Origin of the sequence: Pseudomonas sp. BR20 (genome assembly GCF_050780135.1) — a bacterium.
In the GTDB taxonomy this organism is placed as follows: Bacteria; Pseudomonadota; Gammaproteobacteria; order Pseudomonadales; family Pseudomonadaceae; genus Aquipseudomonas.
Window position 1 is genome coordinate 1,923,270 of the sequence record NZ_CP172012.1, and the last position, 26,528, is coordinate 1,949,797.

The window sequence follows — 26,528 nt, forward strand, 5'->3', positions numbered from 1 at the left end:
GGATCAACATGTGGGAGGGGGGGGGCCTTGGGAAGCGTGCTCAGCTCTTGAGCTTCTCCGCTATCCAGATGGTGTGCCTGGTACCCTTGTTGCCGTGGGCAAACACCTGCACTTCCTCGGCCTTGAAACCGGCCTTGCGCAGTTTGTCGCTGAACAGCTTGTCGGCGCTGGCGGACCATACCGCCAGCACGCCCTTGGGCCGCAGGGCCTTGGCGCAGGCAGCCAGGCCACCGGCTGAGTAGAGCCAGCTGTTGGCCTTCTGCGTGAGGCCTTCGGGGCCGTTATCGACGTCGAGCATGATCGCGTCAAAGCCCTGGGGCTCGGCCTGCAGCACCTTGGCCACGTCTTCCAGGCGGATCACCGTGCGCGGGTCCAGCAGTGGGCGGCCGGACTTTTCCCCCAGCGGCCCACGGTTCCATTCCACGACACCGGGCACCAGTTCCGCCACCACCACTTCGGCGGTCTTGCCCAGGTGCTTGAGCGCCGAGGCCAAGGTGAAGCCCATGCCCAACCCGCCGATCAATACCCGTGAGCCCGGGCGCCCGGCGACCTTGCGGCAAGGGATTTCCGCCAGCGCGTCTTCGGAGCCGTGCATGCGCGTGTTCATCAACTGGCCGCCGTCACCGCCCTGGATCTTGATGACAAAGTCTTCACCGTATTCGAACAGGCACAAGGCACCGCCGTTGTCGGGGATCGGGGTGGTGTCCAGCAGAACGAAACGTTTCATGGAAATCTCATTGGGAAGGGCATTCTTGCGCGGTTGGGAGTAGCCTTACGACATTCCGGTCAGGCCATGGAGCCATCGATGAAGTGCAGCATTCTAACGGTCATTGTGTTGAGCGCGCTCGCATTGGGTGCGGCGCAGGCTCAGGAGTTGCAAACCGTACCGGTGGCACCGGCACCTACCCCAGGCGCACCGGGCACGCCGACGCCGACGCTGTATCCGCAGATCACCCCGCCGGCCGTGCCGAAGACGAACGGCTCACCGCCGTTGGTGCCCATCGTATTGCCGACACCGCCGAAGGACCAGACGGTGCCTGGCCTGCAGCAGAACGACAGCAAGCCGAAGACGCCCGGCGGTTAAAACGGTTGGGAGAGTAATTGCCCATCGGCCATGCGCAGGCGCTTGGACAGCGCGATGGCGATTGCGCGGATGATCTTCGCCGCCACACGCGGCGTTTCATTGAGCATCTTTTCCAGGGCGTCCTTGCCCAGGTTCAACAACACGCAGTCACTGGCGGCCACGCAACTGGCGGAGCGCCGCTCGCCGTCAAGCACGGCCATTTCACCGAATGCGCGGCCGCTGCGCAGGGTGGCGATGGTCAGGCGCTGGCCGGTGTGGTTGGTTTTCTGCACCGCCACCTGGCCGCTGTGGATGATGCACATGAAGGTGCCGGCATCGCCCTCGAGGAAAATCACCTCGCCCTCGGCAATGCTGCTGATATTGAAGTAGCCGGCAGCGACGTAAAAGTCTTCCGGCAGCAAAGGGTCGAACAGGCCGCAATCCATGAGCATGTCGCGGATTTCGGTATTCATTAGCGTCGGTAGTGCCATGGCTGCAATCTTGGTCCATCAATCAGGAGGCGGTCCTGAGTTCAGACAGAACCGCCCCGCTAAGTTCCTTAAATCAGCCCCAGCGCCTTGAACACAAATGCATATTCGAGTGCTACGTCACGTAATCCCTGGTAACGACCGCTCATCCCGCCGTGGCCGGCACCCAGTTCGGTCTTGAGCAACAGCAGGTTGTCGTCCGTCTTGGTAGCGCGCAACTTGGCCACCCACTTGGCCGCCTCCCAGTACTGCACGCGGCTGTCGTTGTAGCCGGCGATCACCAGTGTGGCCGGGTAGGCCTGGGCGCTGACGTTCTCGTATGGCGCGTAGGCCTTGATGCGTTCATACACTTCGGGCTCTTCGGGGTTGCCCCACTCGTCGTACTCGGTGATGGTCAGCGGCAATTCCGGGTCGAGCATGGTGTTGAGTACGTCGACAAACGGCACTTCGGCAATCGCCGCCTGGAACAACGCCGGACGCTGGTTGAGCACCGCGCCGATCAACAGGCCGCCGGCACTGCCGCCGCTGATGGCCAGTTGCTTGGAGGTGGTCAGGCCCTTGGCGATCAGGTGCTTGGCACACGCGATAAAGTCGCTGAAGGTGTTCTGCTTGTGTTCCTGCTTGCCATTGCGATACCAGGCTTCACCCAGTTCGCCACCGCCGCGCACATGCGCAATGGCGAAGGCCACGCCACGGTCCAGCAGGCTCAGGCGTGCATGGGAAAACCACGGGTCAAGGCTTGAGCCATAGGCGCCGTAGCCATACAGGTACAACGGTGTCGGCTTGCCGAGCTGGTCGCGCTTGACCACCAGGCTGATCGGCACCTGGGTGCCATCGGCGGAAGTGGCCCACAGGCGCTGGCTGACGTAGTCATCGGCATTGAACTCGCCGAGCACCGGGGTTTCCTTGAGCACCTGCTGCGCGCCGCTGGCCAGTTCCAGCTGGCGCACCTGGGCCGGGCGGTTCAGGGCTTCATAGCGCAGGCGGATCTTGTCGCTGACGAATTCCAGGCTGTTCTGTACGTAGAGGCTGTAGGCGGCGTCGGGCAATTCCACGCGATAGGCCGGCACGCCTTGGGGGTGCACTTCGATCACCGGCAGGCCGCCGATGCGCAGGCTCAGGGTCATGGCGTTGACGTTCAGGCTGACGCCGTCGAGCATCACCTCGTCGCTGTGGGGGATCAGGTTCTGCCACTCTTCCTCGGTCGGCACGTCGCCAATGTCGGTAGCCACAAACAGGGCGTAGTTGATGCCATCGCGGTTGCTGCGGATAAACCAGGTCCACGCGCCATTGAGTTGGCCGTGGTCAACATCGTATTCATGGTCCTCGACCCGTGGCGCCAGGCAGGTGAAGTCCAGGTGCGGCTGGTTGGCGTCCAGCGCCCAGACCTCGCTGGTGGTCTTGCTGCCGAGCGAGAGCAGCAACTGGCGCTCGGAACTGGAGCGGTAGCAATGCAGGAAGAACCGCCCGTCCGGCTCATGGAACACCTCCTGCGCCGCCGTGCCATCCAGGCGGTAGCGATACAGTTTGTGCGGGCGGTGGGTGTCGTCCAGCTCGCCGAAGAAGAGGGTCAGGCTGTCATTGGCCCAGGTCATGCTGCCGTCGCAATCCTGAAACTCCAGTTCGCTGACTTTGCCCGTGGCCAATTCCTTCACGAACAGGGTGTAGATCTCTTCGCCACTGGTATCGAGGCTGTAGGCCAGGCGCTGGTGGTCGGGGCTGATGCTGAATGCGCCGAGGGAAAAGAAGCCGCCGTTGGCCAGCACGTTCGGGTCCAGCAACAGCTCTTCGCTGCTGTCGTCCACCTGGTTGCTGTCGTCGGCCGGGCGGCGGCAGCGGTAGTGGCGGGCGTATTCGTCACCGGCGGTGGTGCGCGTGTAATACAGGTACGGGCCCCAGGGGGAGGGCAGAGACAGGTCGGTTTCGAGAATGCGGCCCTTGATCTCCTCGAACAGGGTTTCGCGCAGGGCCTGCTGGTCGGCGAGCTGGGCTTCCTGGAAGGCATTTTCGGCCTTCAGGTAATCAAGGACTTCAACGCTGTCGCGCTCTTGCAGCCATGCGTATGGGTCCTGGCCTGGGGCTTTACGGGCAATCGGGGCGGTCGATGAAGGCATGGAGCACTCTCTGTCTGGCGGAAGGTGGCAGGCATTGCAGCCGCGACACGCAAAAGCCGTTATCATAGCCGCCTGTTTGCCTACCTTGCCATGGACACCATGACCGAGAACGACTATCTGACCGCTTGGGGCCTTTACGCCTTCGCCGCTTTGGGCTGCCTGTTGGTGTGGTGGCGCATGACCCGCTGGATCTGGCGCTGGCTGCGCGAGCCGCTGCAGTTGCTCATGGCGGTGCTGCTGTTGAGCCCGACCATCGTCGATCCAGTCAAGACTCAGTTCGCGCCGGCCGTGGCCATCACGGCGCTGGACCTGGTGCTCAAGGTCGGCAATAACGCCTGGCGGGCCATTTCCGATTTGTTCATGTACACCCTGATCGCCTTTGGTGTGTACATCGTGTTTGTGCTGATCCGCTGGCCCATCGAGCGCGCCGCCAACGCCCGCCGTGAGCGCAAGGCTGCCACCGATGCGGCCTTGGCCGCCGAGCCTGTGGACGAAGACGACGAGCCTTTCCGCCGTCCTGCGCCGGTGAGCGGTATGCGGGTCGAACCGCGCCTTTAACGTTGTCCGCCCTGCAGCGAGAGCCCTGGCATGTGTGAATTATTGGGCATGAGTGCCAACGTCCCCACCGATATCGTGTTCAGCTTTACCGGGCTGATGCAGCGTGGTGGGCGCACCGGCCCCCACCGCGACGGTTGGGGCATCGCTTTCTACGAAGGCCGTGGCCTGCGCCTGTTCCAGGACCCGGCCGCGAGCAGTGAGTCGGAAGTCGCTCTGCTGGTGCAGCGTTACCCCATCAAAAGCGAAGTGGTGATCGGGCATATCCGCCAGGCCAACGTCGGTAAGGTGAGCCTGGCCAACACCCACCCGTTCGTGCGCGAACTGTGGGGTCGCAACTGGTGTTTCGCCCACAACGGCCAACTGGCGGACTTCACCCCCCGCGCCACCTTCTACCGCCCGGTAGGCGATACCGACAGCGAAGCGGCCTTTTGCGACCTGCTCAACCGCGTGCGCGAAGCCTTCCCCGAGCCGGTGGACATCGAACAGATGCTGCCGGACCTGATCGCCGCCTGTGCCGAATACCGCAGCAAAGGCGTGTTCAACTGCCTGCTCAGCGATGGCGACTGGCTGTTTTGCTATTGCTCGACCAAATTGGCGCAGATCACCCGGCGTGCACCGTTTGGCCCGGCGCGCCTCAAAGATGTCGACGTGATCGTCGATTTTCAGGCCGAAACCACCCCCAACGATGTGGTGACGGTGATTGCTACCGAACCGTTGACCGACAACGAAAACTGGACCCGTTACGAACCGGGCCAATGGAGCCTGTGGCGACGCGGTGAATGCGTCAGCCAGGGCGTTACCGAGTAAGGATATCGACCATGTTGCTCAGTTATCTGCGGTTGGTGCTGTTTGCCATTGGCCTGTTGGTCGGCGTGCAAGTGCCGGGGTTTATCAACGACTACGCCAAGCGCGTCGAAGCCCACCTGATCGAGGCGCAAACCGGCCTGAGCGGGTTTGAAACCACCGCGCGGCAGTTCTTCAACGGTGACTTGAAGGCCTTGGTGGCGCATTACCGCGCCAGCGATGACCCGGTGTTCCAGAGCGATGCCAACAGCCTGGGCGCGATGCTTGACCGCCAGGTGGCGTTGGACAAGCAATTCCAGGCCATGCAAGGCCCGTGGTACATCCGCGCCCTGCAAGTGGCGGTGGCCGCCGACCCGGATATCCGCCTGGAAACCTGGAACGGCTACAGCTACCAGATCCTGCTGACCCCTGAAGCCATGGGCTGGGGCCTGGGCGGGGCGATGCTGCTGTCGTTCGGCCTGGAGTGCCTGTTCCGCCTGATCGACTGGGTGGTGCTGGGCGGCAAGCGCTTGCGCCAGAGCCGGCCAATCGAAGAGCGGGACCTGAAAGGCCTCTAAAGACCGGCACAAATCCAATGTGGGAGGGGCGGTGCGACGATTCGACTTGCTCCCGATAGCAGAGTAACAGTCGCTACATCTGGTGACTGATCCACCGCTATCGGGAGCAAGTAGAATCGTCGCACCGCCCCTCCCACAGTTTTAATCGAGTTTCGTCAGGGGGTCAGCATCATCCGCTCTTCACCGACTTCCTCGGCATAGCGGCCAACCACCTTCTGACACAGCCCGACAATCTCCTCCACCAACTCCACCCCCACGCGCCACGACACCACCACCTGCAGGTTCGGCAGTTTCTGCGCCATCGGCAACATCACCAACTCGCCACGCGCCAGTTCTTCGCTGACCAGCACCGGCGGCAGTGCGCCAATCCCGAAGCCATCGCGCAGCAGACGGGTAATCGCCGATACCGAGTTCACGCAGTTCATCCGTGGCGCGGCCACGCCGTTGGCTTGCATCAGGCTGAGGACGTCCTGGTGAGGGTGGGAGTTTTTCGAATAGGTGATGATGCGCTCCTGGGCCAGTTCGGCGAGGGACGCGTAGTCGCGGTTGTAGATCGACTGGCTGGCGACGATCCAGGCCATGGGGTGGCTGGCCAGTTCCAGGCTGCGCACGGTTTCCAGGCGCAGCAGGTCGGTTTGCAGGATCAGATCGAGAAAGCCTTTTTGCAGCTGATCGCTGAGGTTAAGTGCGGTATCGGCGATCAATTCGATTTCCACCAACGGGAAGTGGTCCATCAGTTCCGCCACCAACGGGCTGAGCCAGGTATGGATCACCGTGTCCATTGCGCCGATCCGGATGCGTCCGACCTTGCTGCTGGTGGTTTCCAGGGACTGTTTGAGGCCCTGCATGGTCACCATCATCTGCTCGGCATAATCGAGCACCTTCAAGCCTTCCGGGGTCAGGCTCACGCCCCGGGAGTCGCGCAGAAACAGCTTCACCCCCAGCTCGCTCTCCAGCACGGCGATGCGGCTGGAAATCGAGGCCTGGGTGGTGAACAGCTTCTCGGCGGTCAGGCGGAAGCTCTTGAGCTTGGCCACCCAGACGAAGGTTTCGAGGAACTTCAAATTCATGGGATCAACTTTTTCTTATGCATGGATCGGTTTTTATTAGTTGGACGCCGCACCGGGCAAGCGCCAAAAATCGAGCCATTCCACGATAAGCGCCGTTGGGGTATCAGGACAAGTTGCGAGTTCTGCGTAAAAAATCCCACACTACAAAAAAACAAAGCCTACAGGAGCAACCACCGTGAGCCGTCTGCTATTGAATTGCGACATTGGCGAGAGCTTTGGCAACTGGACCATGGGTCTGGACGCCGAGGTCATGCCGTTCATCGATTGCGCCAACGTGGCTTGCGGCTTTCATGCCGGCGATCCGAGCATCATGCGCAAGACCGTCAGCCTGGCGCTCAAGCACGGCGTACAGGTAGGCGCGCACCCTGCGTATCAGGACCTGCAAGGCTTTGGCCGCCGCTCCATGGCCTACACGCCCGAGGAAATCCAGGACCTGCTGCATTACCAGATCGGCGCACTGGATGGCATCTGTCGTGCCCAGGGCGGGCGGGTCAGCTACGTCAAACCCCACGGCGCGATGTACAACGACATGATGGCTAACCCGGCGCAACTGCGGGCGGTGATCCAGGCGGTGGCTGCTTATGGCGACCTGCCGCTGATGCTGCTGGCCACCCGCGACAACAGTGCGGCTCAGGCATTGGGTGATGAGTATGGGGTAATCCTGTGGTTCGAAGCCTTTGCCGACCGTGCGTACGACAGTAACGGCCATCTCGTTTCGCGCCAGTTGCCGGGCGCTGTGCACCATGATCCCGAGGTCATCGTCCAGCAATCATTGACGCTCTCTCGTGGCGAACCCCTGACCGCCAGCGATGGCAGCTCGTTGTTATTGCGCGCCAATACCCTGTGCGTACATGGCGACAACGCCAGCTCGGTCGCTGCCGTAAAGCGCATCCGTGAGGCGTTGAAGCCGGTATGAAGCTACGGATTGAAGTGGTGGCCATCGACTGCCTGATGGTGCGGCTGTTCGACGTGATCGCCGAGGCCAATATGCCGTGGATGCTTGCCGCCACCCAGCGCCTGCGAGCTGGTTTCGGCACGGCACTGGTAGACCTGGTGCCGTCCTACACCACCCTGATGCTGCATTACGACCTCACCGCGTTGAGCCCGACCCAGGCACGGGCATTGATCGACCAGGCCCTCGCCGACCTGCAACCCCAGGCCCAGGGCAGCGGCCAGTGCCATGTGCTGCCGGTGTGGTATGACCTGAGTGTCGGCCCTGAACTGACGTTGCTCGCCCAGCGCAGTGGCCTGGCCGTCGACGAGGTGATCCGCCGCCACAGCGCCCACGAATACCAGGTGTTCGCCCTCGGCTTCGCCCCCGGTTTTGCCTTTATGGGGCTGGTGGATGAGATCCTCGCCACACCGCGCCTGAGCACGCCACGCAAACGCGTGGCGGCCGGCAGCGTAGGCATCGCCGAGCGGCAAACCGCCGCCTACCCGGTGGTGTCCCCCGGTGGCTGGAACCTGATTGGCCGCACCCCCGCCAAGCTGTTTGACCGCGAGCGCGACGGCTACAGCCTGATGCAGCCCGGTGACACGGTGCGTTTTGAATCCGTCAGCCACGCCGAATTTATCAATCTGGGTGGCGATGACACGCCGTTGGAGGCGCAGGCATGAGCCGCTTGATCATCGAGGCCAGCACGCCGCTGTGCCTGTTGCAGGACGCCGGTCGTTTTGGCGTGCGCCACCTGGGCGTAACCCAAGGCGGCGCGCTGGATTGGGTGTCAATGTCGTGGGCCAACTGGCTGTTGGGCAATGCGCTGAATGCGCCGGTAGTGGAAATCACCTTGGGTGGTTTTACCGTACAGGCCGAGGACTACTGTCTGCTGGCGTTGGCCGGGGCGGATTTGGGCGCGTATATCGATGAACGTGCGATCAGCCCCGGGCGCAGTTTTATCCTGCAGAAGGGCCAGCGCCTGCGCTTTACCCAGCCGTTCAGCGGCGCGCGGGCTTACCTGGCCGCGCCGGGCGGGTTTGATGCGCCGGATGTGCTGGGCAGTTGTGCCACGGTGGTACGTGAAGCGCTGGGCGGGCCGGACGGTTTCGGCAAGGCCTTGGCCGAAGGCGGGCGCTTGGCCTATTCCGGTGCCGGCGGAGCGATGAAAGTGCTGAGCGCACAGGCGCTGCCCGCCAAGGCGCCGCTGGATGTGATCGTCGGCGCCCAAATTGGCCAGTTCAGCGGCCAGAGCCTGTTCGATGCCTTCAACACCGACTGGGTCCTGGACAGTCGCGCCGACCGTATGGGCATGCGCTTGCTCGGTACGCCGTTGCAGTACCAGGGGCCGTCGCTGATTTCCGAAGGGATCCCGTTGGGTGGCATCCAGGTGCCGCCGGATGGGCAGCCGATTGTGTTGCTCAATGACCGGCAGACCATTGGCGGGTATCCGCGTCTGGGTGCGTTGACGCCATTGGCGCTGGCGCGGCTGGCGCAGTGTTTGCCGGGGGAAAAGGTGAGGTTGGCGCCGGTGGTGCAGGAAACGGCGCATCGGCAGCATGTCGAGTATTTGCGCCGATTTACATAACACCGCAATTTAAAATGTGGGAGGGGCGGTGCGACGATTCGACTTGCTCCCGATAGCAGTGTGTCAGTCAACACATCAGTGACTGAACCACCGCCATCGGGAGCAAGTCGAATCGTCGCACCGCCCCTCCCACAGGAGATCTCCTGCATTATGGGGATCGGCGTTTATTTGGAGAGGAAGCGCATCCCTTCCTCAAGCCCGCGCAGCGTCAGCGGGTACATCTGATCCTCCACCAACTCCCGCACAATCCCCGTCGAGGCCGTATAGCCCCACGTATCCTTGGGATACGGGTTAATCCAGATCAGTTTCTTGTACTTGGCCATGAAGCGCTGCATCCACACATACCCCGGTTCTTCATTCCAATGCTCGACGCTGCCGCCGGCCTGGGTGATTTCATACGGCGCCATCGACGCATCGCCGATAAAGATCACTTTGTAATCGGCACCGTACTTGTGCAGCAGGTCCTGGGTGGAGGTGCGCTCGGAGGTGCGGCGCTGGTTGTTCTTCCACACCGACTCGTACACGAAGTTGTGGAAGTAGAAGTACTCCAGGTGCTTGAACTCGGTCTTGCACGCAGAAAACAGCTCTTCGCAGATCTTCACGTGGGCGTCCATCGAGCCGCCGATATCGAACAGCAACAGCAGCTTGATGGTGTTGCGCCGTTCCGGGCGCATCTGGATATTCAGCAGCCCGGCATCGCGGGCGGTGTGGTCGATGGTGCCGTCGATGTCCAGCTCTTCGGCCGCACCCTGGCGGGCGAACTTGCGCAGGCGGCGCAGGGCGATCTTGATATTGCGCGTGCCCAGTTCCACCTGGTCATCGAGGTTCTTGTACTCGCGCTGGTCCCAGACTTTTACCGCCTTGCCCTGGCGCTTGCCGGCGTCGCCGACGCGAATGCCTTCCGGGTTGTAGCCGCCGGAGCCGAACGGGCTGGTGCCGCCGGTGCCGATCCATTTGTTGCCGCCGGCGTGGCGTTCTTTCTGTTCTTCCAGGCGCTTTTTGAATTCCTCGATCAGCTTGTCCAGGCCACCCAGGGATTGGATCTGCGCGCGCTCTTCATCGCTCAGCGAGCGCTCGAATTCCTTGCGCAGCCAGTCTTCGGGGATCAGCGCCTGCAGGTGGTCGTCGAGCTTTTCCAGGCCGTTGAAATAGGCGCTGAAGGCGCGGTCGAACTTGTCGAAATGCCGCTCGTCCTTGACCAGGATCGCCCGGGCCAAGTAGTAAAACTCGTCCATGTCGGCGAAGGTCACGCGCTGTTTCAGCGCGTTGATCAGGTCGAGCAGCTCGCGCACCGACACCGGGACCTTGGCGGCCCGCATTTCATTGAACAGGTTGAGCAACATTAGCGATTACCGCGACGGCTCATGAATGCCAGACGTTCCAGCAACTGCACGTCTTGCTCGTTCTTGACCAAGGCACCGGCCAGGGGCGGGATGGCCTTGGTGGGGTCGCGCTCGCGCAGCACCGCTTCGCCGATATTGTCGGCCATCAGCAGCTTGAGCCAGTCGACCAGTTCGGAGGTGGATGGTTTTTTCTTCAGGCCCGGCACTTTGCGTACGTCGAAGAACACGTCCAGCGCTTCGCTGACCAGGTCTTTCTTGATGTCGGGGTAGTGCACGTCGACGATTTTTTGCAGGGTGGTGCGGTCGGGGAAGGCGATGTAGTGGAAGAAGCAGCGGCGCAGGAACGCGTCCGGCAGCTCTTTTTCGTTGTTGGAGGTAATGATGATGATCGGGCGCTTCTTGGCCTTGATGGTCTCGTCGATTTCGTAGACGTAGAACTCCATCTTGTCGAGTTCTTGCAGCAGGTCGTTGGGGAACTCGATGTCAGCCTTGTCGATTTCATCGATCAGCAGGATCACCCGCTCCTCGGACTCGAACGCTTCCCAGAGCTTGCCTTTCTTCAGGTAGTTGCGCACGTCGTGCACCTTGTCCACGCCCAGCTGCGAGTCGCGCAGGCGGCTGACCGCGTCGTACTCGTACAGGCCCTGATGGGCCTTGGTGGTGGACTTGATGTGCCAGGTGATCAGCTTGGCGCCGAAGGACTCGGCCAGTTGTTCGGCGAGCATGGTCTTGCCGGTGCCGGGCTCGCCCTTGACCAGCAGCGGGCGCTCCAGGGTGATGGCAGCGTTGACGGCCAGTTTCAGGTCGTCGGTGGCAACGTAGGCCTGGGTGCCTTCGAACTTCATCGGTCATTCCTCGAATTCATCAATGCCCGACTATACCGCGAGGCCCCGGCGACTGTGAACGCAGACGGGTTATTCAGTCTCTGAATGACGGGTCACGCCCCAGATCCCTTCTTGTTTTTTTCCGTCTCCCACGCCCGCGCGTCGGCTCTATCCCTGAGCTTGCTACCGCCCCAAAGGGCGAGTGCAGCCACGATCAGCGTACCCAGGCCGGTGAAAATGAACTGTTGCGCAAATGGCCCTCCGTTCATGGCGGCCGCGGCTATTTTCACCACGCCTGAATAGGCCCACAGATAGCCCATGATTGTCAGTATCCAGCCTACGATGCGCATTTCAGTGTCCTTACTCAATCGTTGGGGTGTAGGGAACGGCATCATAGTGGGCGGCACTGGCCGGGCTCAATCCGCCGAGGGCTTGGGCTGTTCATAGCGCGCATTGAATGCCTGGATAAAACCATTACGTAAAATCGCCAAAAATGCGGAGAACGCGCTGACATTTTGCTGGTGTACGCTGCCACTCAGCTCCACGCGGGTGGCGAACTGGTTCTTCGCCTGGTTCTTCAGCACGGTCTCGCTGGTGCCCACCACGGCCTCCCAGATCGAACGAAAGATGTTCTTGTCCTTGTTGTCCACGTCCTGTTGCCAGTCGAAGACCTCCACATCGCGCAACAGCGGCTTGATGTAGCCGGTCAACTGGCCTTTTTCCGCCTGGGCTTCGATCACCACGTCCCCGGTGCCGGCCTTGAAGTCGAACTTGCCGTAGGCCGAGGCGAAGTCGTTCATGCGCTTGAGCTGCAAGTCCCTGGCGCGGAAGCGAAACTCGAAATTCTCGAAATTGCTCAGCGGGTCGAAAGTGGCGGTGGCTTCCAACGGGGCCTGGCCTTGCAGCAGGGCCTTGCCGTCGAAGCGCGCGTCGCGCCGGCCTTTGACGTCCACCACATTGGTCAGGTTGTAGAAGCTGGCGTTGACGTCGGTCGCGTCGATCTTCACCACAGGTTTGGAACTGAAGTTGTGGAAGGCGATCTTGCCGTCTTTGATGCGCACTTCGTCGAGGGTGATGGGCGCCAACTTACTCAACTGCTCGCGCCAGTCGGTACCCTTACCGGTCTGGGAGGCTTGCTTGTTGGCGCCGCCGTCGACGAAGTTCACTTCGGGCTCGATAAACAGCACTTTGGCCACCACCGCGTGGTCGTACCAAAGAGCATGCCAGCTCACCGCCAGGTCGATCAGCGGCGCCTTGACGAACGGGACGGGCACCTTGCCGTCGACCTTGATGATTTCAAGGCCGTTGATCCGGTACGCGCCACGCCACAGCGCGAGGTCCACGTCGGTCACCTGGCCGCGGTAATCGCCCATGTTGGCGAGCTTGTCATTCAGGTAGTTACGCACCAGATAGGGCAGCGCGATGCTCACGGCGACCAGGACCACCAGCAATCCGGCAATGGTCCATAGTGGCCAGCTGTAGCGACGTTTCATGGGGAGGGTCCTCTGTCCATATAGTGGGGTGGACCTCTGCGACAGGCGCAACGTTCCTTCGACTGGACGCTTTGCAACACGAGGCATACCCTTGGAGCCTTTCTGAAAACCGCCTAATAGGACCCGCCATGAGCCGCATCTTTGCAGACAACGCGCACTCCATCGGTAACACGCCCCTGGTTCAGATCAACCGTATCGCACCGCGTGGCGTGACCATCCTGGCCAAGATCGAAGGACGTAATCCGGGCTACTCGGTGAAGTGCCGCATTGGCGCAAACATGATCTGGGACGCCGAAGGCACCGGCAAACTCAAGCCGGGCATGACCATCGTGGAACCGACTTCCGGCAATACCGGTATCGGCCTGGCCTTTGTCGCCGCTGCCCGTGGTTACAAGTTGCTGCTGACCATGCCGGCGTCCATGAGCATCGAACGACGCAAGGTGCTCAAGGCCCTCGGCGCTGAATTGGTCCTGACCGAGCCGGCGAAGGGCATGAAGGGCGCCATCGACAAAGCGGGCGAGATCGTTGCCAGCGACCCGGCCACCTATTTTATGCCGGCCCAGTTCGAAAACCCGGCCAACCCGGCCATCCACGAAAAAACCACCGGCCCGGAAATCTGGAACGACACCGATGGCGCCGTGGACGTGCTGGTGGCGGGCGTCGGCACGGGTGGGACCATCACTGGTGTGTCGCGCTACATCAAGAACACGGCGGGCAAGCCGATCCTGTCGGTGGCTGTCGAGCCGATGGTGTCGCCGGTGATCACCCAGGCCCTGGCCGGTGCAGAGATCAAGCCCAGCCCCCACAAGATCCAGGGTATTGGCGCCGGGTTCGTGCCGAAAAACCTCGACCTGTCGATGGTCGACCGCGTGGAGCTGGTGACCGACGACGAGTCCAAGGCCATGGCCCTGCGCCTGATGCAGGAGGAGGGCATCCTGTGCGGTATCTCCTGCGGTGCTGCCATGGCCGTGGCCGTGCGCCTGGCCGAGAAACCGGAAATGCAGGGCAAGACCATTGTGGTGATCCTGCCGGACTCCGGTGAGCGCTACCTGTCGAGCATGCTGTTCAGCGATTTGTTTACCGAGCAAGAAAACCAGGCTTGATTTATGTCAGCCGGTCAGCCTGGGCCTTCTGCATAATGGCCCAACTGTTTATCATGGCCGGCTGTTACGTCTGGTCTCCCATCGCCGGGAGGCTGTTGGCCAGGCGCTTATTTCCAGGAGTTGCTGCATGACCTTTTCTTTGGCCGCCAAACTGTCGGTGCTGTTGCTGTTTATCGGCAGCACGCTGTATGTGCACTTGCGCGGCAAGGCCCGTTTGCCGATGTTGCGTCAGTTCGTCAACCATTCGGCGCTGTTCGCCCCCTATAACGCCTTGATGTACCTGTTTTCGGCGGTGCCGTCCAAGCCGTACCTGGACCGCAGCAAGTTTCCGGAACTGGACGTACTCAAGGACAACTGGGAAGTGATCCGCGAAGAGGCCATGCACCTGTTCGACGAGGGTTACATCCGCGCCGCCGAAAAGAACAACGACGCCGGTTTTGGTTCGTTCTTCAAGAAGGGCTGGAAGCGTTTCTACCTCAAGTGGTACGACAAACCCCTGCCATCGGCCGAGGCGCTGTGCCCGAAAACCGTGGCGTTGGTGAGCAGCATCCCCAACGTCAAGGGCGCGATGTTCGCGCTGTTGCCGGGCGGCAGCCACCTCAACCCGCACCGTGACCCGTTTGCCGGTTCCCTGCGTTATCACCTGGGCTTGTCCACGCCGAACTCCGACGACTGCCGCATCTTCGTCGACGGCCAGGTGTATGCCTGGCGCGACGGTGACGACGTGATGTTCGACGAAACCTACGTGCACTGGGTGAAGAACGAAACCGAACAGACCCGCGTGATCCTGTTCTGCGACATCGAACGCCCGCTGAGCAATCGCCTGATGACCCGCGTCAACCGCTGGGTCAGCAAGCAACTGGGCCGCGCCACCGCGCCGCAGAACCTGGATGACGAGCGCGTCGGCGGCATCAACCAGGCCTACGCCTGGAGCAAGACCTTCAGCGACAAGTTCAGCGGCGTGGTCAAGCAGTGGAAGCGCAAGCATCCGAAGGCTTACCGCATTGCGCGGCCGGTGCTGGCGGTGGTGGTGCTGGTGCTGTTGTGGAGGTGGTTGTTCGGCTGATCTGAAACGTTAAACGCGGTCAAAGTGTGGGAGGGGGCTTGCTCCCGATAGCGGTGGATCAGTCATAGATGTTTTGACTGACATACCGCTATCGGGAGCAAGCCCCCTCCCACATTTGATCTCCTGTGTTCTTAAGAGGCGATCAACTGCCGCAGCACATAGTGCAAAATCCCCCCCGACTTGAAGTATTCCACTTCATTCAAGGTGTCGATCCGGCACAGCACGTCGACCTTCTCGCGGCTGCCATCCTCCCGGGTAATCACCAGCGTCAGGTTCATCCGCGGCACGATCTCTACCTCGGTCAGGCCGAGAATATCGATCTTCTCCTTACCCGTAAGCTTCAGCGTCTTGCGGTTCTGATCCAGCTTGAACTGCAGCGGCAGCACGCCCATGCCCACCAGGTTGGAACGGTGAATCCGCTCGAAGCTCTCGGCGATCACCGCCTTGACCCCCAGCAGGTTGGTGCCCTTGGCTGCCCAGTCGCGGCTGGAGCCGGTGCCGTACTCCTGACCGGCGATCACCACCAGCGGTGTGCCGCTGGCCTGGTACTTCATGGCTGCATCGTAGATCGGCATTTTCTCGCCGGTGGGGATGTATAGCGTATTGCCGCCTTCCTCGCCGCCGAGCATTTCATTGCGGATGCGGATGTTGGCGAAGGTGCCGCGCATCATCACTTCATGGTTGCCGCGGCGTGAGCCGTAGGAGTTGAAGTCACGCGGCTCCACGCCTTGCTCGCGCAGGTAGCGGCCGGCGGGGCTGTCGGCCTTGATATTGCCGGCGGGGGAGATGTGGTCGGTGGTCACCGAGTCGCCCAGCAGCGCCAGTACGTTGGCGCCCTTGACGTCTTTGATCACCGGCAGGGGGCCGGCAATGTCATCGAAGAACGGCGGGTGCTGGATGTAGGTGGAGTCTTTCTGCCACACATAGGTCGCGGCCTGTGGCACTTCAATGGCTTGCCACTGTTCGTCGCCGGCGAACACTTCGGCGTATTCCTTGTGGAACATGCCGGTGCTGACTTGCGCTACTGCGTCAGCGATCTCCTGGCTGCTCGGCCAGACGTCCTTCAAATACACCGGATTACCCTGTTGATCGTTACCCAGCGGTTCGCTGCTGATATCGATGCGTACGGTCCCCGCCAAGGCGTAGGCCACTACCAGGGGCGGCGAGGCCAGCCAGTTGGTTTTCACCAGTGGGTGCACGCGGCCTTCGAAGTTGCGGTTGCCGGACAGCACCGAGGCCACGGCGAGGTCGGCCTTCTGGATGGCTTTTTCAATCGGCTCAGGCAACGGCCCGGAGTTGCCGATGCAGGTGGTGCAGCCATAACCCACCAAGTCGAAGCCAAGTTTGTCCAGATATTGGGTGAGGCCCGCGGCCTTGTAGTAGTCGGTGACCACTTTGGAGCCGGGCGCCAGGGAGGTTTTTACCCAGGGTTTGCGCGTGAGGCCTTTCTCCACGGCTTTTTTCGCCACCAGCCCGGCGGCCATCATCACGCTGGGGTTGGACGTGTTGGTGCAGGAAGTGATGGCGGCGATCACCACGGCGCCGTTTTTCAGGCGATAGGTCTGGCCTTCGTATTCATAGTCGGTTTCGCCCACCAGGTCGGCGTTGCCCACGGCCACACCGCCGCCGCCTTCACTTTCCAGGCGGCCTTCCTCTTTGTTGGTGGGCTTGAATTGCAGGTCGAGGAAGTCGCTGAACGCCTGGCCGACGTTGGGCAGGGACACACGGTCCTGTGGACGTTTTGGCCCAGCGAGGCTGGCTTCGACGCTGCCCATGTCGAGGGCCAGGCTGTCGGTAAACACCGGCTCCTGGCCTGCATTGCGCCACAGGCCCTGGGCTTTGGTGTAGGCCTCGACGAGCTTCACGGTGGCAGCCGGGCGACCGGAGAGGCGCAGGTAGTCCAGGGTCACCTCATCCACTGGGAAAAAGCCGCAGGTGGCGCCGTATTCCGGGGCCATGTTGGCGATGGTCGCGCGGTCCGCCAGGGGCAGGTCGGCCAGGCCGTCGCCGTAGAACTCGACGAACTTACCCACCACGCCTTTCTTGCGCAGCATTTGGGTGACGGTCAGCACCAGGTCGGTGGCGGTGATGCCTTCCTTGAGCTTGCCGGTGAGCTTGAAGCCGATCACTTCCGGGATCAGCATCGACACCGGTTGGCCGAGCATCGCCGCTTCCGCTTCGATCCCGCCCACGCCCCAGCCGAGCACGCCGAGGCCGTTGATCATGGTGGTGTGGGAGTCGGTGCCCACCAGGGTGTCGGGGAAGGCGTAGGTGCGGCCGTCCTCGTCCTTGGTCCACACGGTGCGGCCCAGGTATTCGAGGTTGACCTGGTGGCAGATGCCGGTGCCCGGCGGTACCACGCTGAAGTTGTCGAAGGCACTCTGGCCCCAGCGCAGGAAGGCGTAGCGTTCGCCGTTGCGCTGCATTTCGATGTCGACGTTCTGCTCGAAGGCGTCGGCGTTGCCGAACTTGTCGACCATCACCGAGTGGTCGATCACCAGGTCCACGGGCGATAGCGGGTTGATGCGCTGCGGGTCGCCGCCGGCCTTGGCCACGGCGGCGCGCATGGCGGCCAGGTCGACCACGGCGGGTACGCCGGTAAAGTCCTGCATCAGGACGCGGGCGGGGCGGTACTGGATCTCGCGGTCGGACTGGCGCTCTTTGAGCCAGGCGGCAATGGCCTTGAGGTCGGCGCCGGTGACGGTCTTGTTGTCTTCCCAGCGCAGCAGGTTTTCCAGCAGCACCTTGAGGGACATCGGCAGCTTGTCCAGGTCACCCAGGCTCTTGGCGGCCTCGGGCAGGCTGAAATAGTGGTAGGTCTTGTCGTCGATTTCTAAAGTTTTAAGGGTTCTCAGGCTATCAAGGGATGACATTACATGACTCCTTATGGTCCGCACGGCTACGGACCTGACGGGACGAACAGAGCTTTCAAACTAGCGCTGTTTTCAGTAGCTGGCTAATTACTGGACTCTATGGACAGAACCAAGGTTCCGAACTCGGCTATCATGCGCGCGTTTTCATGACAGGCATTGCGATAGCGCGACGTCAGTTGAGTCACCAGGAGAGTCGATGAACACCCTTTTTATGCACTGCCGCCCGGGTTTTGAGGGCGAAGTCTGTTCCGAGATCGCGGAACACGCCGCGCGCCTGAACGTTTCCGGCTACGCCAAGGCCAAGACCGGCAGCGCCTGCGCCGAATTTGTCTGCACCGAAGAAGACGGCGCCCAGCGCCTGATGCACGGCCAGCGCTTTGCCGAGCTGATCTTCCCGCGGCAGTGGGCGCGCGGGGTGTTTATCGACCTGCCGGAAACCGACCGTATCAGCGTGATCCTCGCTCACCTGCGTGAATTCCCGGTGTGCGGCAGCCTGTGGCTGGAGATGGTCGACACCAATGACGGCAAGGAACTCTCGAACTTCTGCAAGAAATTCGAAGTGCACCTGCGCAAAGCCTTGTTGAACGCGGGCAAGCTGGTGGACGACCCGAGCAAGCCGCGCCTGCTGCTGACCTTCAAGAGCGGCCGCGAAGTGTTCATGGGCCTGGCCGAGTCGAATAACTCGGCGATGTGGCCGATGGGCATCCCGCGGTTGAAATTCCCCCGGGACGCGCCCAGCCGCTCGACCCTGAAGCTGGAAGAGGCCTGGCACCACTTTATCCCCCGCGACCAGTGGGACGAGCGCCTGCATGGCGACATGACCGGCGTCGATCTGGGCGCAGCCCCGGGCGGCTGGACCTGGCAACTGGTCAACCGTGGCATGCTGGTGACCGCCATCGACAACGGCCCCATGGCCGAAAGCCTGATGGACACCGGCCTGGTGCAGCACCTGATGGCCGACGGTTTTACCTTCGTGCCCAAGCAGCCGGTGGACTGGATGGTGTGCGACATCGTCGAAAAGCCGGCGCGCAATGCGGCGCTGCTTGAGACCTGGATCGGCGAAGGGTATTGCCGCGAGGCGGTGGTGAACCTGAAGTTGCCGATGAAACAGCGTTACGCCGAGGTCAAGCGCCTGCTGGAACGTATCGAGGACGGTTTCAAGGCGCGTGGCATTCGGGTGGAGATCGGCTGCAAACAGCTGTATCACGACCGTGAAGAAGTGACCTGCCACCTGCGTCGGCTGGTGGATGTGAAGAAAACCAAGGCCCGCTAAACTGAGCGCCGGTTTCAGGAGTAGACAATGAGCGATATTTTCAACACCGCCGTTGATGGCACCCTCGACGCAACGGGCCTCAACTGCCCTGAGCCGGTGATGATGCTGCACCAGCACATCCGCGACCTGCCGCCCGGCGGCCTGCTCAAGGTAATCGCGACCGACCCGTCAACGCGCCGCGATATTCCCAAGTTCTGCGTGTTCCTCGACCATGAACTGGTGGATCAGCAGGAGCAGGCCGGTACGTACTTGTACTGGATCCGCAAAAAGGCCGATTAACCCCGCGCTTTCTCCAGGCGAATGCGCCGGCGTGCACTGCGCGCCAGGCGCACCAGCAGCATCCCCGCCGCACAGCTCAACCCCACGATCAGCCCTTGCCACAAACCGCTCGGCCCGCTGGGTTCGCCCAGCCAGTGAGTCAGCCCCAGGGCGTAACCCACCGGCAGCCCCACGCCCCAGTAGGCAAACAAGGTCAGCACCATGGTGACGCGGGTGTCCTGGTAGCCACGTAGGGCGCCGGCAGCGGTGACCTGAATCGAGTCACTGAACTGGAACAGCGCTGAAAACACGATCAGCGTCGATGCCAGATGAATCACGATCGGGTCCGGGGTGTAGATCGCCGCAATCTGCTCGCGAAACACCAGCATCAGGCTGCAGGACAGGCAGGCGTACGCCAGCGCCGTGCCCATGCCGACCCCGGCGGCAAAACGCGCTTCCCGCGCCTCTCCACGCCCCAGGGCCTGGCCGACGCGCACGGTGACGGCCATGCTCAAGGAATAGGGGATCATGAACACCAATGAGCTGACGTTCAGCGCGATCTGGTGCCCCGACACGACCGTGGCGCCCAGGCTGCCGAGCAGCAGCGCGATGACGGCAAAGATGCTCGATTCGGCAAAGATCGCGATGCCGATTGGCAGGCCAATTCCCAATACGCGCTTGATCACCGACCACTGCGGCCAGTCGAAGCGCTTGAACAGTTCACTGCTCTGGTAGGCCGCTCCCCAGCGGGTCCAGGCGGCCATGCCGAGCATCATCACCCACATCGCAATCGCCGTGGCCCAGCCGCAGCCCACGCCGCCCATGGCCGGTAAGCCCAGGTGACCGTAGATGAAGATGTAGTTCAGCGGGACATTCAGGGCCAACCCGCACAGGCCCATGGCCATGCTGGGCAGGGTGCGGCCCAGGCCGTCGCTGAAACAGCGCAGCACGTAATACAGGGCAACGGCCGGCATCCCTGCGGCGATGCCATGCAGGTAGCCCATGGTGGGGGCGATAAGCTCGGGTTCAACCTTCATGGCATGCAGGATCGGCTCGGCGCAGAGCAGCAGCAGCGAGCCGATGATGCCGACCACCACGGCCAGCCACAATGACTGACGCACCAACGGCCCGATTTCACCGTAGTGGCCCGCACCGTAGCGTTGGGCGACTTTCGGCGTGGTGGCCAACAGCGTACCGGTCATCAGCAGGTACACCGGAATCCAGATCGAGTTGCCCAGGCCCACCGCCGCCAGGTCCTGGGGGCTGACGCGGCCGGCCATCACCGCATCGACAAAGCTCATGAAGGTGGTTGCCAGTTGGCCGATCATGATCGGCAGCGCGAGCGTCATCAGGCCACCCACTTCCCGGCTGATGCGGGCGGGGCGGGTAAGGGGGGCAGTGGCAGTGTTCACGTACGGGTGTCCAATAGAGAAAGGCGCAAGGCCGGCGGATTCTACGCCTTGACGTAATGGTCAGGAAAAAACCTGTGTTAGCGATTTGTAAGCGAGCGGTCGTGCCACCGCCCCTCCCACATTGAAGATCGCATCCCTGTACACTGCTGATCCGCCCAAGGAGCCTCCCATGCTGATTGTTGCCGACGAAAATATTCCGCTGCTCGATGAGTTCTTCCAAGGATTTGGCGAGATTCGCCGAGTGTCCGGCCGTTCCATCGACCGTGCCACCGTCGAACAGGCCGATGTACTGCTGGTGCGCTCGGTGACCAACGTCAACCGCGCCCTGCTGGACGGCACGAAGGTGCGTTTTGTCGGCACCTGCACCATCGGCACCGATCACCTCGACCTCGATTACTTCAAGCAGGCCGGTATCCAGTGGTCCAGCGCCCCCGGCTGCAATGCCCGTGGCGTGGTGGACTATGTGCTGGGCAGCCTGCAAACCCTGGCCGAGATCGAAGGCGCCGACCTCAATCAGCGTACCTATGGCGTCGTCGGCGCCGGTGAAGTGGGCGGGCGGCTGATCGAAGTGCTCAAGGGCCTGGGCTGGAACGTACTGGTCTGCGACCCGCCGCGACAGATCGCCGAAGACGGCGATTACGTCAGCCTTGAGCAGATCATCGAGCAATGCGATGTGATCAGCCTGCACACGCCGCTGACCAAGTCCGGCAATGGTTCCACCTGGCATCTGTTTGATCGCGAGCGGCTCAGCCGCCTCAAGCCCGGCACCTGGCTGATCAATGCCAGCCGTGGCCCGGTGGTCGACAACGCCGCCCTGCGCGACGTGCTGCTTGCGCGTGAAGACCTGCAAGCGGTGCTGGACGTGTGGGAAGGCGAGCCCGAGGTGGACGTCGACCTGGCCGACCTGTGTGTGTTGGCCACCCCGCATATCGCCGGTTATAGCCTTGACGGCAAGCAGCGCGGTACGGCGCAGATCTATCAGGCGTTCTGCGCGCATCTGGGCCAGGAGCAGAGCATTCAGTTGAGCGACTTGTTGCCGCAACCATGGCTGGCCGAGGTGCATTTGAACGCATCGACCGACCCGGCCTGGGCGCTCGCGACGTTGTGCCGCAGCGTGTACGACCCGCGCCGTGATGATGCGGATTTCCGCCGTAGCCTGGTGGGTATCGTCGAAGAACAACGCAAGGCGTTCGACTTGCTGCGCAAGCATTATCCCGAGCGTCGTGAAATCGATGGCTTGAAGGTGCGCATTGTGAATGGGGAGTCGGCGGTGTTGGCGAGCATCGTGTCCGCATTGGGCGCGGCAACCGTTTAAACACCGAATAAAAAACCCGGCCACCTCGGCCGGGTTTGAAAGAGCGTGGGCGCTTCAGCCTTGCTGGGCAGGCTTGACCAGTCGCTGTTCCAGCTCGCGGCACGCTTGCTGGATCATCTCTTCGGTAATCTGCACTTCGCGGCCCTGGGCGTCGATCACGGAGCAAGGCAACTGCTGTGGCTGGCGGATTACTTCAATTTTGGCATCGCTGCTATTTTGCAAGGTCATGGCCTGTCTCCTCATCAGGTTGTGTACCTACTGTATAACCCCCGAGTGACCGCGCTGTTACAACTCCTTACGAGATCACCAGTTCGAACGTCCAGTCCACCAGAAACCGCTAAGGATTTCCAGCCGGGCGTTAGACCGATAGCCTCTAGGGGTCAGCATCGGTGGGCATAATTAACCTGACTCATTGTTATTCGCCCAAGTTCCCCCCATGTAAGCAGGCAGGTACCAACCCTTTCCGATCAGGTGATGCCCCTCATGTTCTCAGTCCGTCAACGCCGCGCGATTCGTCTGGCCAGTCGCTTTATCGCGCCCTATCGCTGGCAGGCACTGGGTGCTCTGATGGCGCTTATCGTCACCGCCGGCATCACCTTGTCCATGGGCCAGGGCATTCGCCTGCTGGTGGACCAGGGCTTCATGACCCAGTCGCCGCACCTGCTCAACCAATCCATCGGCCTGTTCATGGTGTTGGTGCTGGGCTTGGCCGTGGGCACGTTTGCGCGGTTTTACCTGGTGTCGTGGATCGGCGAGCGGGTGGTGGCGGACATTCGCCGGCAGGTCTTCAACCACCTGATCTACCTGCACCCGGGTTTCTACGAAAACAACCGCAGCTCGGAAATCCAATCACGGCTGACCACCGACACCACCTTGCTGCAATCGGTGATCGGCTCGTCGCTGTCGCTGTTCCTGCGTAATGCCTTGATGGTGATCGGCGGCATCGTGCTGTTGTTCATCACTAACCCCAAGCTCACCAGCATCGTGGTGGTGGCGCTGCCGTTGGTACTGGCGCCGATCCTGATCTTCGGTCGTCGTGTACGCAGCTTGTCGCGCCTGAGCCAGGACCGTATTGCCGATGTGGGCAGCTACGTGTCCGAGACCCTCGGCCAGATCAAGACCGTGCAGGCCTATAACCATCAGGTGCAGGACGAGCAGCGCTTTGCCGTGACCGTGGAAGAGGCGTTCTCCACCGCACGCAAACGCATCGCGCAGCGCGCCTGGTTGATCACCCTGGTGATCATGCTGGTGCTGGGTGCGGTGGGCGTGATGCTCTGGGTCGGCGGCATGGACGTGATCAGCGGGCGCATTTCCGGCGGCGAGCTGGCCGCATTTGTGTTCTACAGCCTGATCGTCGGCAGCGCCGTCGGTACCCTCAGCGAAGTCCTCGGTGAATTGCAACGTGCCGCCGGTGCGGCTGAGCGCATTGGTGAGCTGTTGCAGTCGAGCAACGAGATCCAGGCGCCGGCCACGGGCAAAGTGCAGTTGCCGGAGCGTGTCAGCGGTCGCATGGAGCTGCAGGACCTGCGCTTTTCCTACCCTTCACGGCCGGACAGCTATGCCATCGACGGCTTGAGCCTGACCATCAACGCCGGCGAAACCCTGGCGCTGGTGGGCCCGTCCGGCGCGGGCAAGTCGACGATTTTTGACCTGTTGCTGCGCTTCTACGATCCGCAGCAAGGCCGCATCCTGCTGGAAGACCAGGCGTTGACCGATCTCGATCCCCTGGACCTGCGCCGCCACTTCGCCCTGGTGTCGCAGAGCCCGGCGCTGTTTTTCGGCAGCGTTGAGGAGAACATCCGCTACGGCAACCCGACGGCCACTCGCGAGCACGTCGAAGCCGCCGCCCGTATTGCCCACGCCCACGATTTCATCCTGCAAATGCCCGATGGCTACCAGACCCACCTCGGCGACGGCGGCATGGGCCTCTCCGGCGGCCAACGCCAACGCCTGGCGATTGCCCGCGCGTTGTTGGTAGACGCGCCGATCCTGCTGCTGGACGAAGCCACCAGCGCCCTGGATGCCCAGAGTGAACACCTGATCCAGCAAGCGTTGCCGCAGTTGATGCAAGGGCGCACCACGCTGGTCATCGCCCACCGTTTGGCGACCGTGAAGCATGCGGACCGGATTGCAGTAATGGACCAGGGCAAGCTGGTGGCGGTGGGGACGCACCAGCAGCTGATTGCGAGCAACCCACTGTATGCGCGGTTGGCGGCGTTGCAGTTCAGTGATGGGGTTGAGGAAAGTCTCGAACACTGAATATTGGTGCCCATAAAAAATGCCCGCATCTCTCAATGCGGGCATTTTCATTTCTGCTTCAAACCTTATTGATCATCAAAGTACCGCTCATGCCAATCCACCAACGGCTGTGGCGAGTTGAGCTTCTGCCCGTAGATCACTGAATAAGACAGCACGTTCTGCACATACTGGCGGGTTTCGTCGAACGGGATGCTTTCCACCCATACGTCGAAACTCAGGTGGTCGGCGCCGCGCAGCCATTGGCGCACGCGGCCGGGGCCGGCGTTGTAGGCGGCGGAGGCGAGGACGCGGTTGCCGTTGAACTGGCTGTGCACCTGGCTCAGGTAAGCGGCGCCGAGCTGGATGTTTTTGTCCGGGTCCAGCACCTGGGCGGGGGAGGCCAGGGGGATGCTGAACTTGCGCGCGGTGTCCTTGGCGGTGCCGGGCATCAGTTGCATTAGGCCGCTGGCGCCGACGCCGGAGCGCGCGTCGTCCATGAAGGCACTTTCCTGGCGGGTGATGGCGAATACCCAGCTGGAATGCAGGCCACGGACCTTGGCTTCGCGCACCAGGGTGTCGCGGTGGGCCATCGGGAAGCGGATGTCCAGGTCATCCCAGTACTGCGCCTGGCTGATGGTGCGGATCGCCGGGAAGTACCACTTCATGTCGTAGGCCAGCTTGGCCTGGGCAACCATTTCATCACGGTTGAAGTGGCGGCTGACGTGGTACCACTCGCGGCGGCCATCCACTATCTGACCACGGGCATAGAACTCAAGGGCACGGCGCACGCCGGGGGTGTTACGCACCTTGTTGATCAGTGCCTGGCTCATCACCAACGGCTTGTTGTTCAGCTGGTACGGCGCTTTGGAGCGGTCTGCTGCGAGGAAGCCGTAGAAGTCACGCTCCCGTGACAGGTTCTTGTACAGCACCAGGGCCTGCGGGTTTTTCGGCTCGGCCAGTTCCAGGCTGCGGGCCTGCCAGTAGCGCCAGCGGTTGGTGGTGGCCAAATCCTGCGGGAGTTTGCGCGTCAGTTGGTAAGCATCTTCCCAGCGGGCCAGGCGCAACAGCAGGCGCAGGCGCCATTCGGACACGGTGTTGTCGCGCAACTCGGGGTCGTACTTGGTCATCACCTCAAGCGCGCGCGGGTCGAAGCGCTTGGCCAGGGTCAGGCCGATTTCACGGGCAATTGCCACTTTTTCGTCACGGGAGAAGTGCATGCTGCTCGCGTAACCGTCGAGCAGGGCCATGGCCTTGTCCGGGTCCTGGCGTGCCAGGCGGCGCAGGCCCAGGCCGACGGCGTCAGACATCGCCTCCGTGGCCGGCAGGAAGCGCGACGGGTCGCTGAGCATGTCGGGCTTTTGCGCCACGTCCACCATCAGGCGGCCCTGGGCACCCAGGGTCGGCAGGGTTTTTACCAGGCTGTTGGCCAGCGCGTAGTTGCGTGCTTCAGCGGCGAGTTTGGCGCGGTCCCAGATTTTTTGTTCGGTGAGTTGGCCGTCGGCGGCCCACTGGCCGAAGGTGGCATCACAGGCGGCCGGCTGGGATTTGCCGGTCATCCACAGTTTTTCGGTGGTTTTGTAGCCTTCAGCCTTCAAGTTTTGGGTCAGCTGGAACTGGCCATGCAGGCAGTCCAGCTCAACGAAGTTGAGCTTGGGGTCGTAGTACTTTTCAAAGGTCTGCCAGTCGCCACGGTCGGCCAACCAGCGCAACCAACGCAGTTTCATCCAGTTGGCCTGGGGCAGGTCGCCGTTTTTGGCGAGGAATTGTTCGATTTCCTCGTTGCTGGCGGTCTTCAACCGGGCGGTCAGTTCGTCGTAGGCCAGGTAGGGCGTCAGCGGGTAGTCGGCCAGGGCCTGGCTGTATTGCATGTAGGGGCCCGTATCGCCCTTGGCCAGGGCGCGTTTGGCTTCATCGTAATATTGACGTTGGGTGGTGAGGTCCACGGCCTGGGCGGATTGAACGGCGGTGGCGGAAAGAAGCAGACAAGATAAAAAGTTGAAAAGGCGACTGCGCATGAGACGTCCGTGCAGAGAAATCACGACTAGCACCGGCACCGCCGACACTGATTGCCCCTAGCTTAGCCTTTTGCCAGCGGCCGGCGAAAGCTTTGCCAGTGGCTTCCTTCAAGTTCGCCAGAAATGTCCTACAGAACGT

At 61.9% G+C, this 26,528-nt stretch carries 25 protein-coding genes; 13 read left to right on the plus strand and 12 right to left on the minus strand.

The genetic code is table 11. The features are described from left to right. Positions 1-40: 40 nt before the first annotated feature. Complete coding sequence (locus ACHPFG_RS08720; protein WP_431702124.1) at positions 41-727, minus strand: spermidine synthase; 687 nt, start codon at positions 725-727, stop codon at positions 41-43. 78 nt (positions 728-805) lie between these two features. Here ACHPFG_RS08720 and ACHPFG_RS08725 point away from each other — a divergent pair, with 78 nt between their 5' ends. After that, a complete protein-coding gene (locus ACHPFG_RS08725; protein ID WP_090407826.1) occupies positions 806-1,084 on the plus strand; it encodes a hypothetical protein in 279 nt (92 codons plus the stop codon). On the opposite strand, the gene ACHPFG_RS08730 is transcribed toward ACHPFG_RS08725, so the two are convergent. Beyond that, complete coding sequence (locus tag ACHPFG_RS08730) at positions 1,081-1,554, minus strand: cyclic nucleotide-binding domain-containing protein (protein WP_131698919.1); 474 nt, start codon at positions 1,552-1,554, stop codon at positions 1,081-1,083. The two genes, ACHPFG_RS08725 and ACHPFG_RS08730, sit on opposite strands and share 4 nt — an antisense overlap. A 68-nt stretch (positions 1,555-1,622) precedes the next feature. Beyond that, on the minus strand, positions 1,623-3,665 hold the full coding sequence (locus tag ACHPFG_RS08735; protein ID WP_431702125.1) for a S9 family peptidase: 2,043 nt from the start codon (positions 3,663-3,665) through the stop codon (positions 1,623-1,625). A gap of 24 nt (positions 3,666-3,689) precedes the next feature. Here ACHPFG_RS08735 and ACHPFG_RS08740 point away from each other — a divergent pair, with 24 nt between their 5' ends. The 3 genes from ACHPFG_RS08740 to ACHPFG_RS08750 are packed head-to-tail and all read left to right on the plus strand — an operon-like array spanning position 3,690 to position 5,584. Beyond that, a complete protein-coding gene (locus tag ACHPFG_RS08740) occupies positions 3,690-4,223 on the plus strand; it encodes a hypothetical protein (protein ID WP_053136629.1) in 534 nt (177 codons plus the stop codon). A gap of 30 nt (positions 4,224-4,253) precedes the next feature. Further along, the gene (locus tag ACHPFG_RS08745; RefSeq protein WP_053136626.1) at positions 4,254-5,030 is read left to right on the plus strand and encodes a class II glutamine amidotransferase; all 777 of its coding nucleotides are present in this window, start codon (positions 4,254-4,256) and stop codon (positions 5,028-5,030) included. 11 nt (positions 5,031-5,041) lie between these two features. Next, a complete protein-coding gene (locus tag ACHPFG_RS08750) occupies positions 5,042-5,584 on the plus strand; it encodes a DUF2937 family protein (protein WP_027604263.1) in 543 nt (180 codons plus the stop codon). 155 nt (positions 5,585-5,739) lie between these two features. On the opposite strand, the gene ACHPFG_RS08755 is transcribed toward ACHPFG_RS08750, so the two are convergent. Then, entirely contained in the window at positions 5,740-6,654 is a 915-nt protein-coding gene (locus tag ACHPFG_RS08755) for a LysR family transcriptional regulator (protein ID WP_431702126.1), read from the minus strand. Positions 6,655-6,829: 175 nt separating this feature from the next. Here ACHPFG_RS08755 and ACHPFG_RS08760 point away from each other — a divergent pair, with 175 nt between their 5' ends. Genes ACHPFG_RS08760 through ACHPFG_RS08770 form a run of 3 tightly spaced genes read left to right on the plus strand, consistent with a single transcriptional unit; the run spans position 6,830 to position 9,176 of the window. Next, positions 6,830-7,570: a 5-oxoprolinase subunit PxpA gene (locus ACHPFG_RS08760; protein ID WP_431702128.1), complete on the plus strand. Its 741-nt coding sequence runs from the start codon at positions 6,830-6,832 to the stop codon at positions 7,568-7,570. After that, positions 7,567-8,271: a 5-oxoprolinase subunit B family protein gene (locus tag ACHPFG_RS08765; RefSeq protein ID WP_431702129.1), complete on the plus strand. Its 705-nt coding sequence runs from the start codon at positions 7,567-7,569 to the stop codon at positions 8,269-8,271. Before ACHPFG_RS08760 ends, ACHPFG_RS08765 begins: the two co-directional genes overlap by 4 nt. Next, positions 8,268-9,176 (plus strand): biotin-dependent carboxyltransferase family protein, encoded by a 909-nt coding sequence (locus tag ACHPFG_RS08770; RefSeq protein WP_431702130.1) that lies wholly within the window; start codon positions 8,268-8,270, stop codon positions 9,174-9,176. The genes ACHPFG_RS08765 and ACHPFG_RS08770 overlap by 4 nt, the downstream gene beginning before the upstream one ends. A 164-nt stretch (positions 9,177-9,340) precedes the next feature. Here the strand turns inward: ACHPFG_RS08770 and ACHPFG_RS08775 are convergent, their stop codons facing one another. The 4 genes from ACHPFG_RS08775 to ACHPFG_RS08790 all read right to left on the minus strand — a co-directional run bounded on the left by ACHPFG_RS08775 (position 9,341) and on the right by ACHPFG_RS08790 (position 12,836). Then, positions 9,341-10,519, minus strand: coding sequence for a vWA domain-containing protein (locus ACHPFG_RS08775; protein WP_017848758.1), 1,179 nt, complete (start codon positions 10,517-10,519; stop codon positions 9,341-9,343). Continuing rightward, positions 10,519-11,364 (minus strand): AAA family ATPase, encoded by an 846-nt coding sequence (locus tag ACHPFG_RS08780; RefSeq protein WP_003210690.1) that lies wholly within the window; start codon positions 11,362-11,364, stop codon positions 10,519-10,521. The genes ACHPFG_RS08775 and ACHPFG_RS08780 overlap by 1 nt, the downstream gene beginning before the upstream one ends. Positions 11,365-11,456: 92 nt before the next feature. Beyond that, positions 11,457-11,693 (minus strand): hypothetical protein, encoded by a 237-nt coding sequence (locus ACHPFG_RS08785; RefSeq protein ID WP_431702131.1) that lies wholly within the window; start codon positions 11,691-11,693, stop codon positions 11,457-11,459. 66 nt (positions 11,694-11,759) lie between these two features. Beyond that, the gene (locus ACHPFG_RS08790) at positions 11,760-12,836 is read right to left on the minus strand and encodes a DUF748 domain-containing protein (protein ID WP_431702132.1); all 1,077 of its coding nucleotides are present in this window, start codon (positions 12,834-12,836) and stop codon (positions 11,760-11,762) included. Between the two features lie 128 nt (positions 12,837-12,964). Between ACHPFG_RS08790 and cysK the strand changes: the two genes are divergently transcribed. Further along, positions 12,965-13,939 (plus strand): cysteine synthase A, encoded by a 975-nt coding sequence (gene cysK, locus ACHPFG_RS08795; protein ID WP_108574007.1) that lies wholly within the window; start codon positions 12,965-12,967, stop codon positions 13,937-13,939. Between the two features lie 127 nt (positions 13,940-14,066). Further along, positions 14,067-15,005: an aspartyl/asparaginyl beta-hydroxylase domain-containing protein gene (locus ACHPFG_RS08800; protein WP_431702133.1), complete on the plus strand. Its 939-nt coding sequence runs from the start codon at positions 14,067-14,069 to the stop codon at positions 15,003-15,005. Positions 15,006-15,136: 131 nt separating this feature from the next. Here the strand turns inward: ACHPFG_RS08800 and acnA are convergent, their stop codons facing one another. Then, positions 15,137-17,878 carry an aconitate hydratase AcnA gene (gene acnA / locus ACHPFG_RS08805; protein WP_431702134.1) on the minus strand — a complete coding sequence of 914 codons (2,742 nt, stop codon included), beginning with the start codon at positions 17,876-17,878 and terminating at the stop codon, positions 15,137-15,139. A 196-nt stretch (positions 17,879-18,074) separates the two neighbouring features. Between acnA and rlmM the strand changes: the two genes are divergently transcribed. After that, a complete protein-coding gene (gene rlmM, locus ACHPFG_RS08810; protein ID WP_046490414.1) occupies positions 18,075-19,151 on the plus strand; it encodes a 23S rRNA (cytidine(2498)-2'-O)-methyltransferase RlmM in 1,077 nt (358 codons plus the stop codon). A 27-nt stretch (positions 19,152-19,178) separates the two neighbouring features. Next, positions 19,179-19,430 (plus strand): sulfurtransferase TusA, encoded by a 252-nt coding sequence (gene tusA, locus ACHPFG_RS08815; protein WP_431702135.1) that lies wholly within the window; start codon positions 19,179-19,181, stop codon positions 19,428-19,430. Here tusA and ACHPFG_RS08820 read toward each other — a convergent pair. Next, positions 19,427-20,821, minus strand: a complete 1,395-nt coding sequence (locus tag ACHPFG_RS08820; protein WP_090407797.1) for an MATE family efflux transporter — start codon at positions 20,819-20,821, stop codon at positions 19,427-19,429. The genes tusA and ACHPFG_RS08820 overlap by 4 nt on opposite strands. Positions 20,822-20,990: 169 nt before the next feature. Between ACHPFG_RS08820 and pdxB the strand changes: the two genes are divergently transcribed. After that, the gene (gene pdxB, locus ACHPFG_RS08825) at positions 20,991-22,136 is read left to right on the plus strand and encodes a 4-phosphoerythronate dehydrogenase PdxB (RefSeq protein ID WP_431702136.1); all 1,146 of its coding nucleotides are present in this window, start codon (positions 20,991-20,993) and stop codon (positions 22,134-22,136) included. 54 nt (positions 22,137-22,190) lie between these two features. Here the strand turns inward: pdxB and ACHPFG_RS08830 are convergent, their stop codons facing one another. Further along, positions 22,191-22,364 (minus strand): PA1571 family protein, encoded by a 174-nt coding sequence (locus ACHPFG_RS08830; protein WP_053136589.1) that lies wholly within the window; start codon positions 22,362-22,364, stop codon positions 22,191-22,193. 246 nt (positions 22,365-22,610) lie between these two features. Here ACHPFG_RS08830 and ACHPFG_RS08835 point away from each other — a divergent pair, with 246 nt between their 5' ends. Then, positions 22,611-24,395 carry an ABC transporter transmembrane domain-containing protein gene (locus ACHPFG_RS08835; RefSeq protein WP_431702138.1) on the plus strand — a complete coding sequence of 595 codons (1,785 nt, stop codon included), beginning with the start codon at positions 22,611-22,613 and terminating at the stop codon, positions 24,393-24,395. A 65-nt stretch (positions 24,396-24,460) separates the two neighbouring features. Here the strand turns inward: ACHPFG_RS08835 and ACHPFG_RS08840 are convergent, their stop codons facing one another. After that, the gene (locus ACHPFG_RS08840; protein WP_431702139.1) at positions 24,461-26,389 is read right to left on the minus strand and encodes a transglycosylase SLT domain-containing protein; all 1,929 of its coding nucleotides are present in this window, start codon (positions 26,387-26,389) and stop codon (positions 24,461-24,463) included. Positions 26,390-26,528 lie beyond the last annotated feature (139 nt).

Coding starts and splice junctions, on each gene's coding strand:
- ACHPFG_RS08720 (WP_431702124.1), bottom strand. CDS start 727: ATGAAACGTTTCGTTCTGCTGGACACCACCCCGATCCCCGACAACGGC.
- acnA (WP_431702134.1), bottom strand. CDS start 17,878: ATGTCATCCCTTGATAGCCTGAGAACCCTTAAAACTTTAGAAATCGAC.
- ACHPFG_RS08750 (WP_027604263.1), top strand. CDS start 5,042: ATGTTGCTCAGTTATCTGCGGTTGGTGCTGTTTGCCATTGGCCTGTTG.
- ACHPFG_RS08735 (WP_431702125.1), bottom strand. CDS start 3,665: ATGCCTTCATCGACCGCCCCGATTGCCCGTAAAGCCCCAGGCCAGGAC.
- ACHPFG_RS08830 (WP_053136589.1), bottom strand. CDS start 22,364: ATGACCTTGCAAAATAGCAGCGATGCCAAAATTGAAGTAATCCGCCAG.
- ACHPFG_RS08745 (WP_053136626.1), top strand. CDS start 4,254: ATGTGTGAATTATTGGGCATGAGTGCCAACGTCCCCACCGATATCGTG.
- ACHPFG_RS08775 (WP_017848758.1), bottom strand. CDS start 10,519: ATGTTGCTCAACCTGTTCAATGAAATGCGGGCCGCCAAGGTCCCGGTG.
- ACHPFG_RS08840 (WP_431702139.1), bottom strand. CDS start 26,389: ATGCGCAGTCGCCTTTTCAACTTTTTATCTTGTCTGCTTCTTTCCGCC.
- ACHPFG_RS08770 (WP_431702130.1), top strand. CDS start 8,268: ATGAGCCGCTTGATCATCGAGGCCAGCACGCCGCTGTGCCTGTTGCAG.
- ACHPFG_RS08780 (WP_003210690.1), bottom strand. CDS start 11,364: ATGAAGTTCGAAGGCACCCAGGCCTACGTTGCCACCGACGACCTGAAA.
- ACHPFG_RS08790 (WP_431702132.1), bottom strand. CDS start 12,836: ATGAAACGTCGCTACAGCTGGCCACTATGGACCATTGCCGGATTGCTG.
- cysK (WP_108574007.1), top strand. CDS start 12,965: ATGAGCCGCATCTTTGCAGACAACGCGCACTCCATCGGTAACACGCCC.
- ACHPFG_RS08785 (WP_431702131.1), bottom strand. CDS start 11,693: ATGCGCATCGTAGGCTGGATACTGACAATCATGGGCTATCTGTGGGCC.
- pdxB (WP_431702136.1), top strand. CDS start 20,991: ATGCTGATTGTTGCCGACGAAAATATTCCGCTGCTCGATGAGTTCTTC.
- ACHPFG_RS08725 (WP_090407826.1), top strand. CDS start 806: ATGAAGTGCAGCATTCTAACGGTCATTGTGTTGAGCGCGCTCGCATTG.
- ACHPFG_RS08755 (WP_431702126.1), bottom strand. CDS start 6,654: ATGAATTTGAAGTTCCTCGAAACCTTCGTCTGGGTGGCCAAGCTCAAG.
- ACHPFG_RS08800 (WP_431702133.1), top strand. CDS start 14,067: ATGACCTTTTCTTTGGCCGCCAAACTGTCGGTGCTGTTGCTGTTTATC.
- ACHPFG_RS08765 (WP_431702129.1), top strand. CDS start 7,567: ATGAAGCTACGGATTGAAGTGGTGGCCATCGACTGCCTGATGGTGCGG.
- rlmM (WP_046490414.1), top strand. CDS start 18,075: ATGAACACCCTTTTTATGCACTGCCGCCCGGGTTTTGAGGGCGAAGTC.
- ACHPFG_RS08835 (WP_431702138.1), top strand. CDS start 22,611: ATGCCCCTCATGTTCTCAGTCCGTCAACGCCGCGCGATTCGTCTGGCC.
- ACHPFG_RS08730 (WP_131698919.1), bottom strand. CDS start 1,554: ATGGCACTACCGACGCTAATGAATACCGAAATCCGCGACATGCTCATG.
- tusA (WP_431702135.1), top strand. CDS start 19,179: ATGAGCGATATTTTCAACACCGCCGTTGATGGCACCCTCGACGCAACG.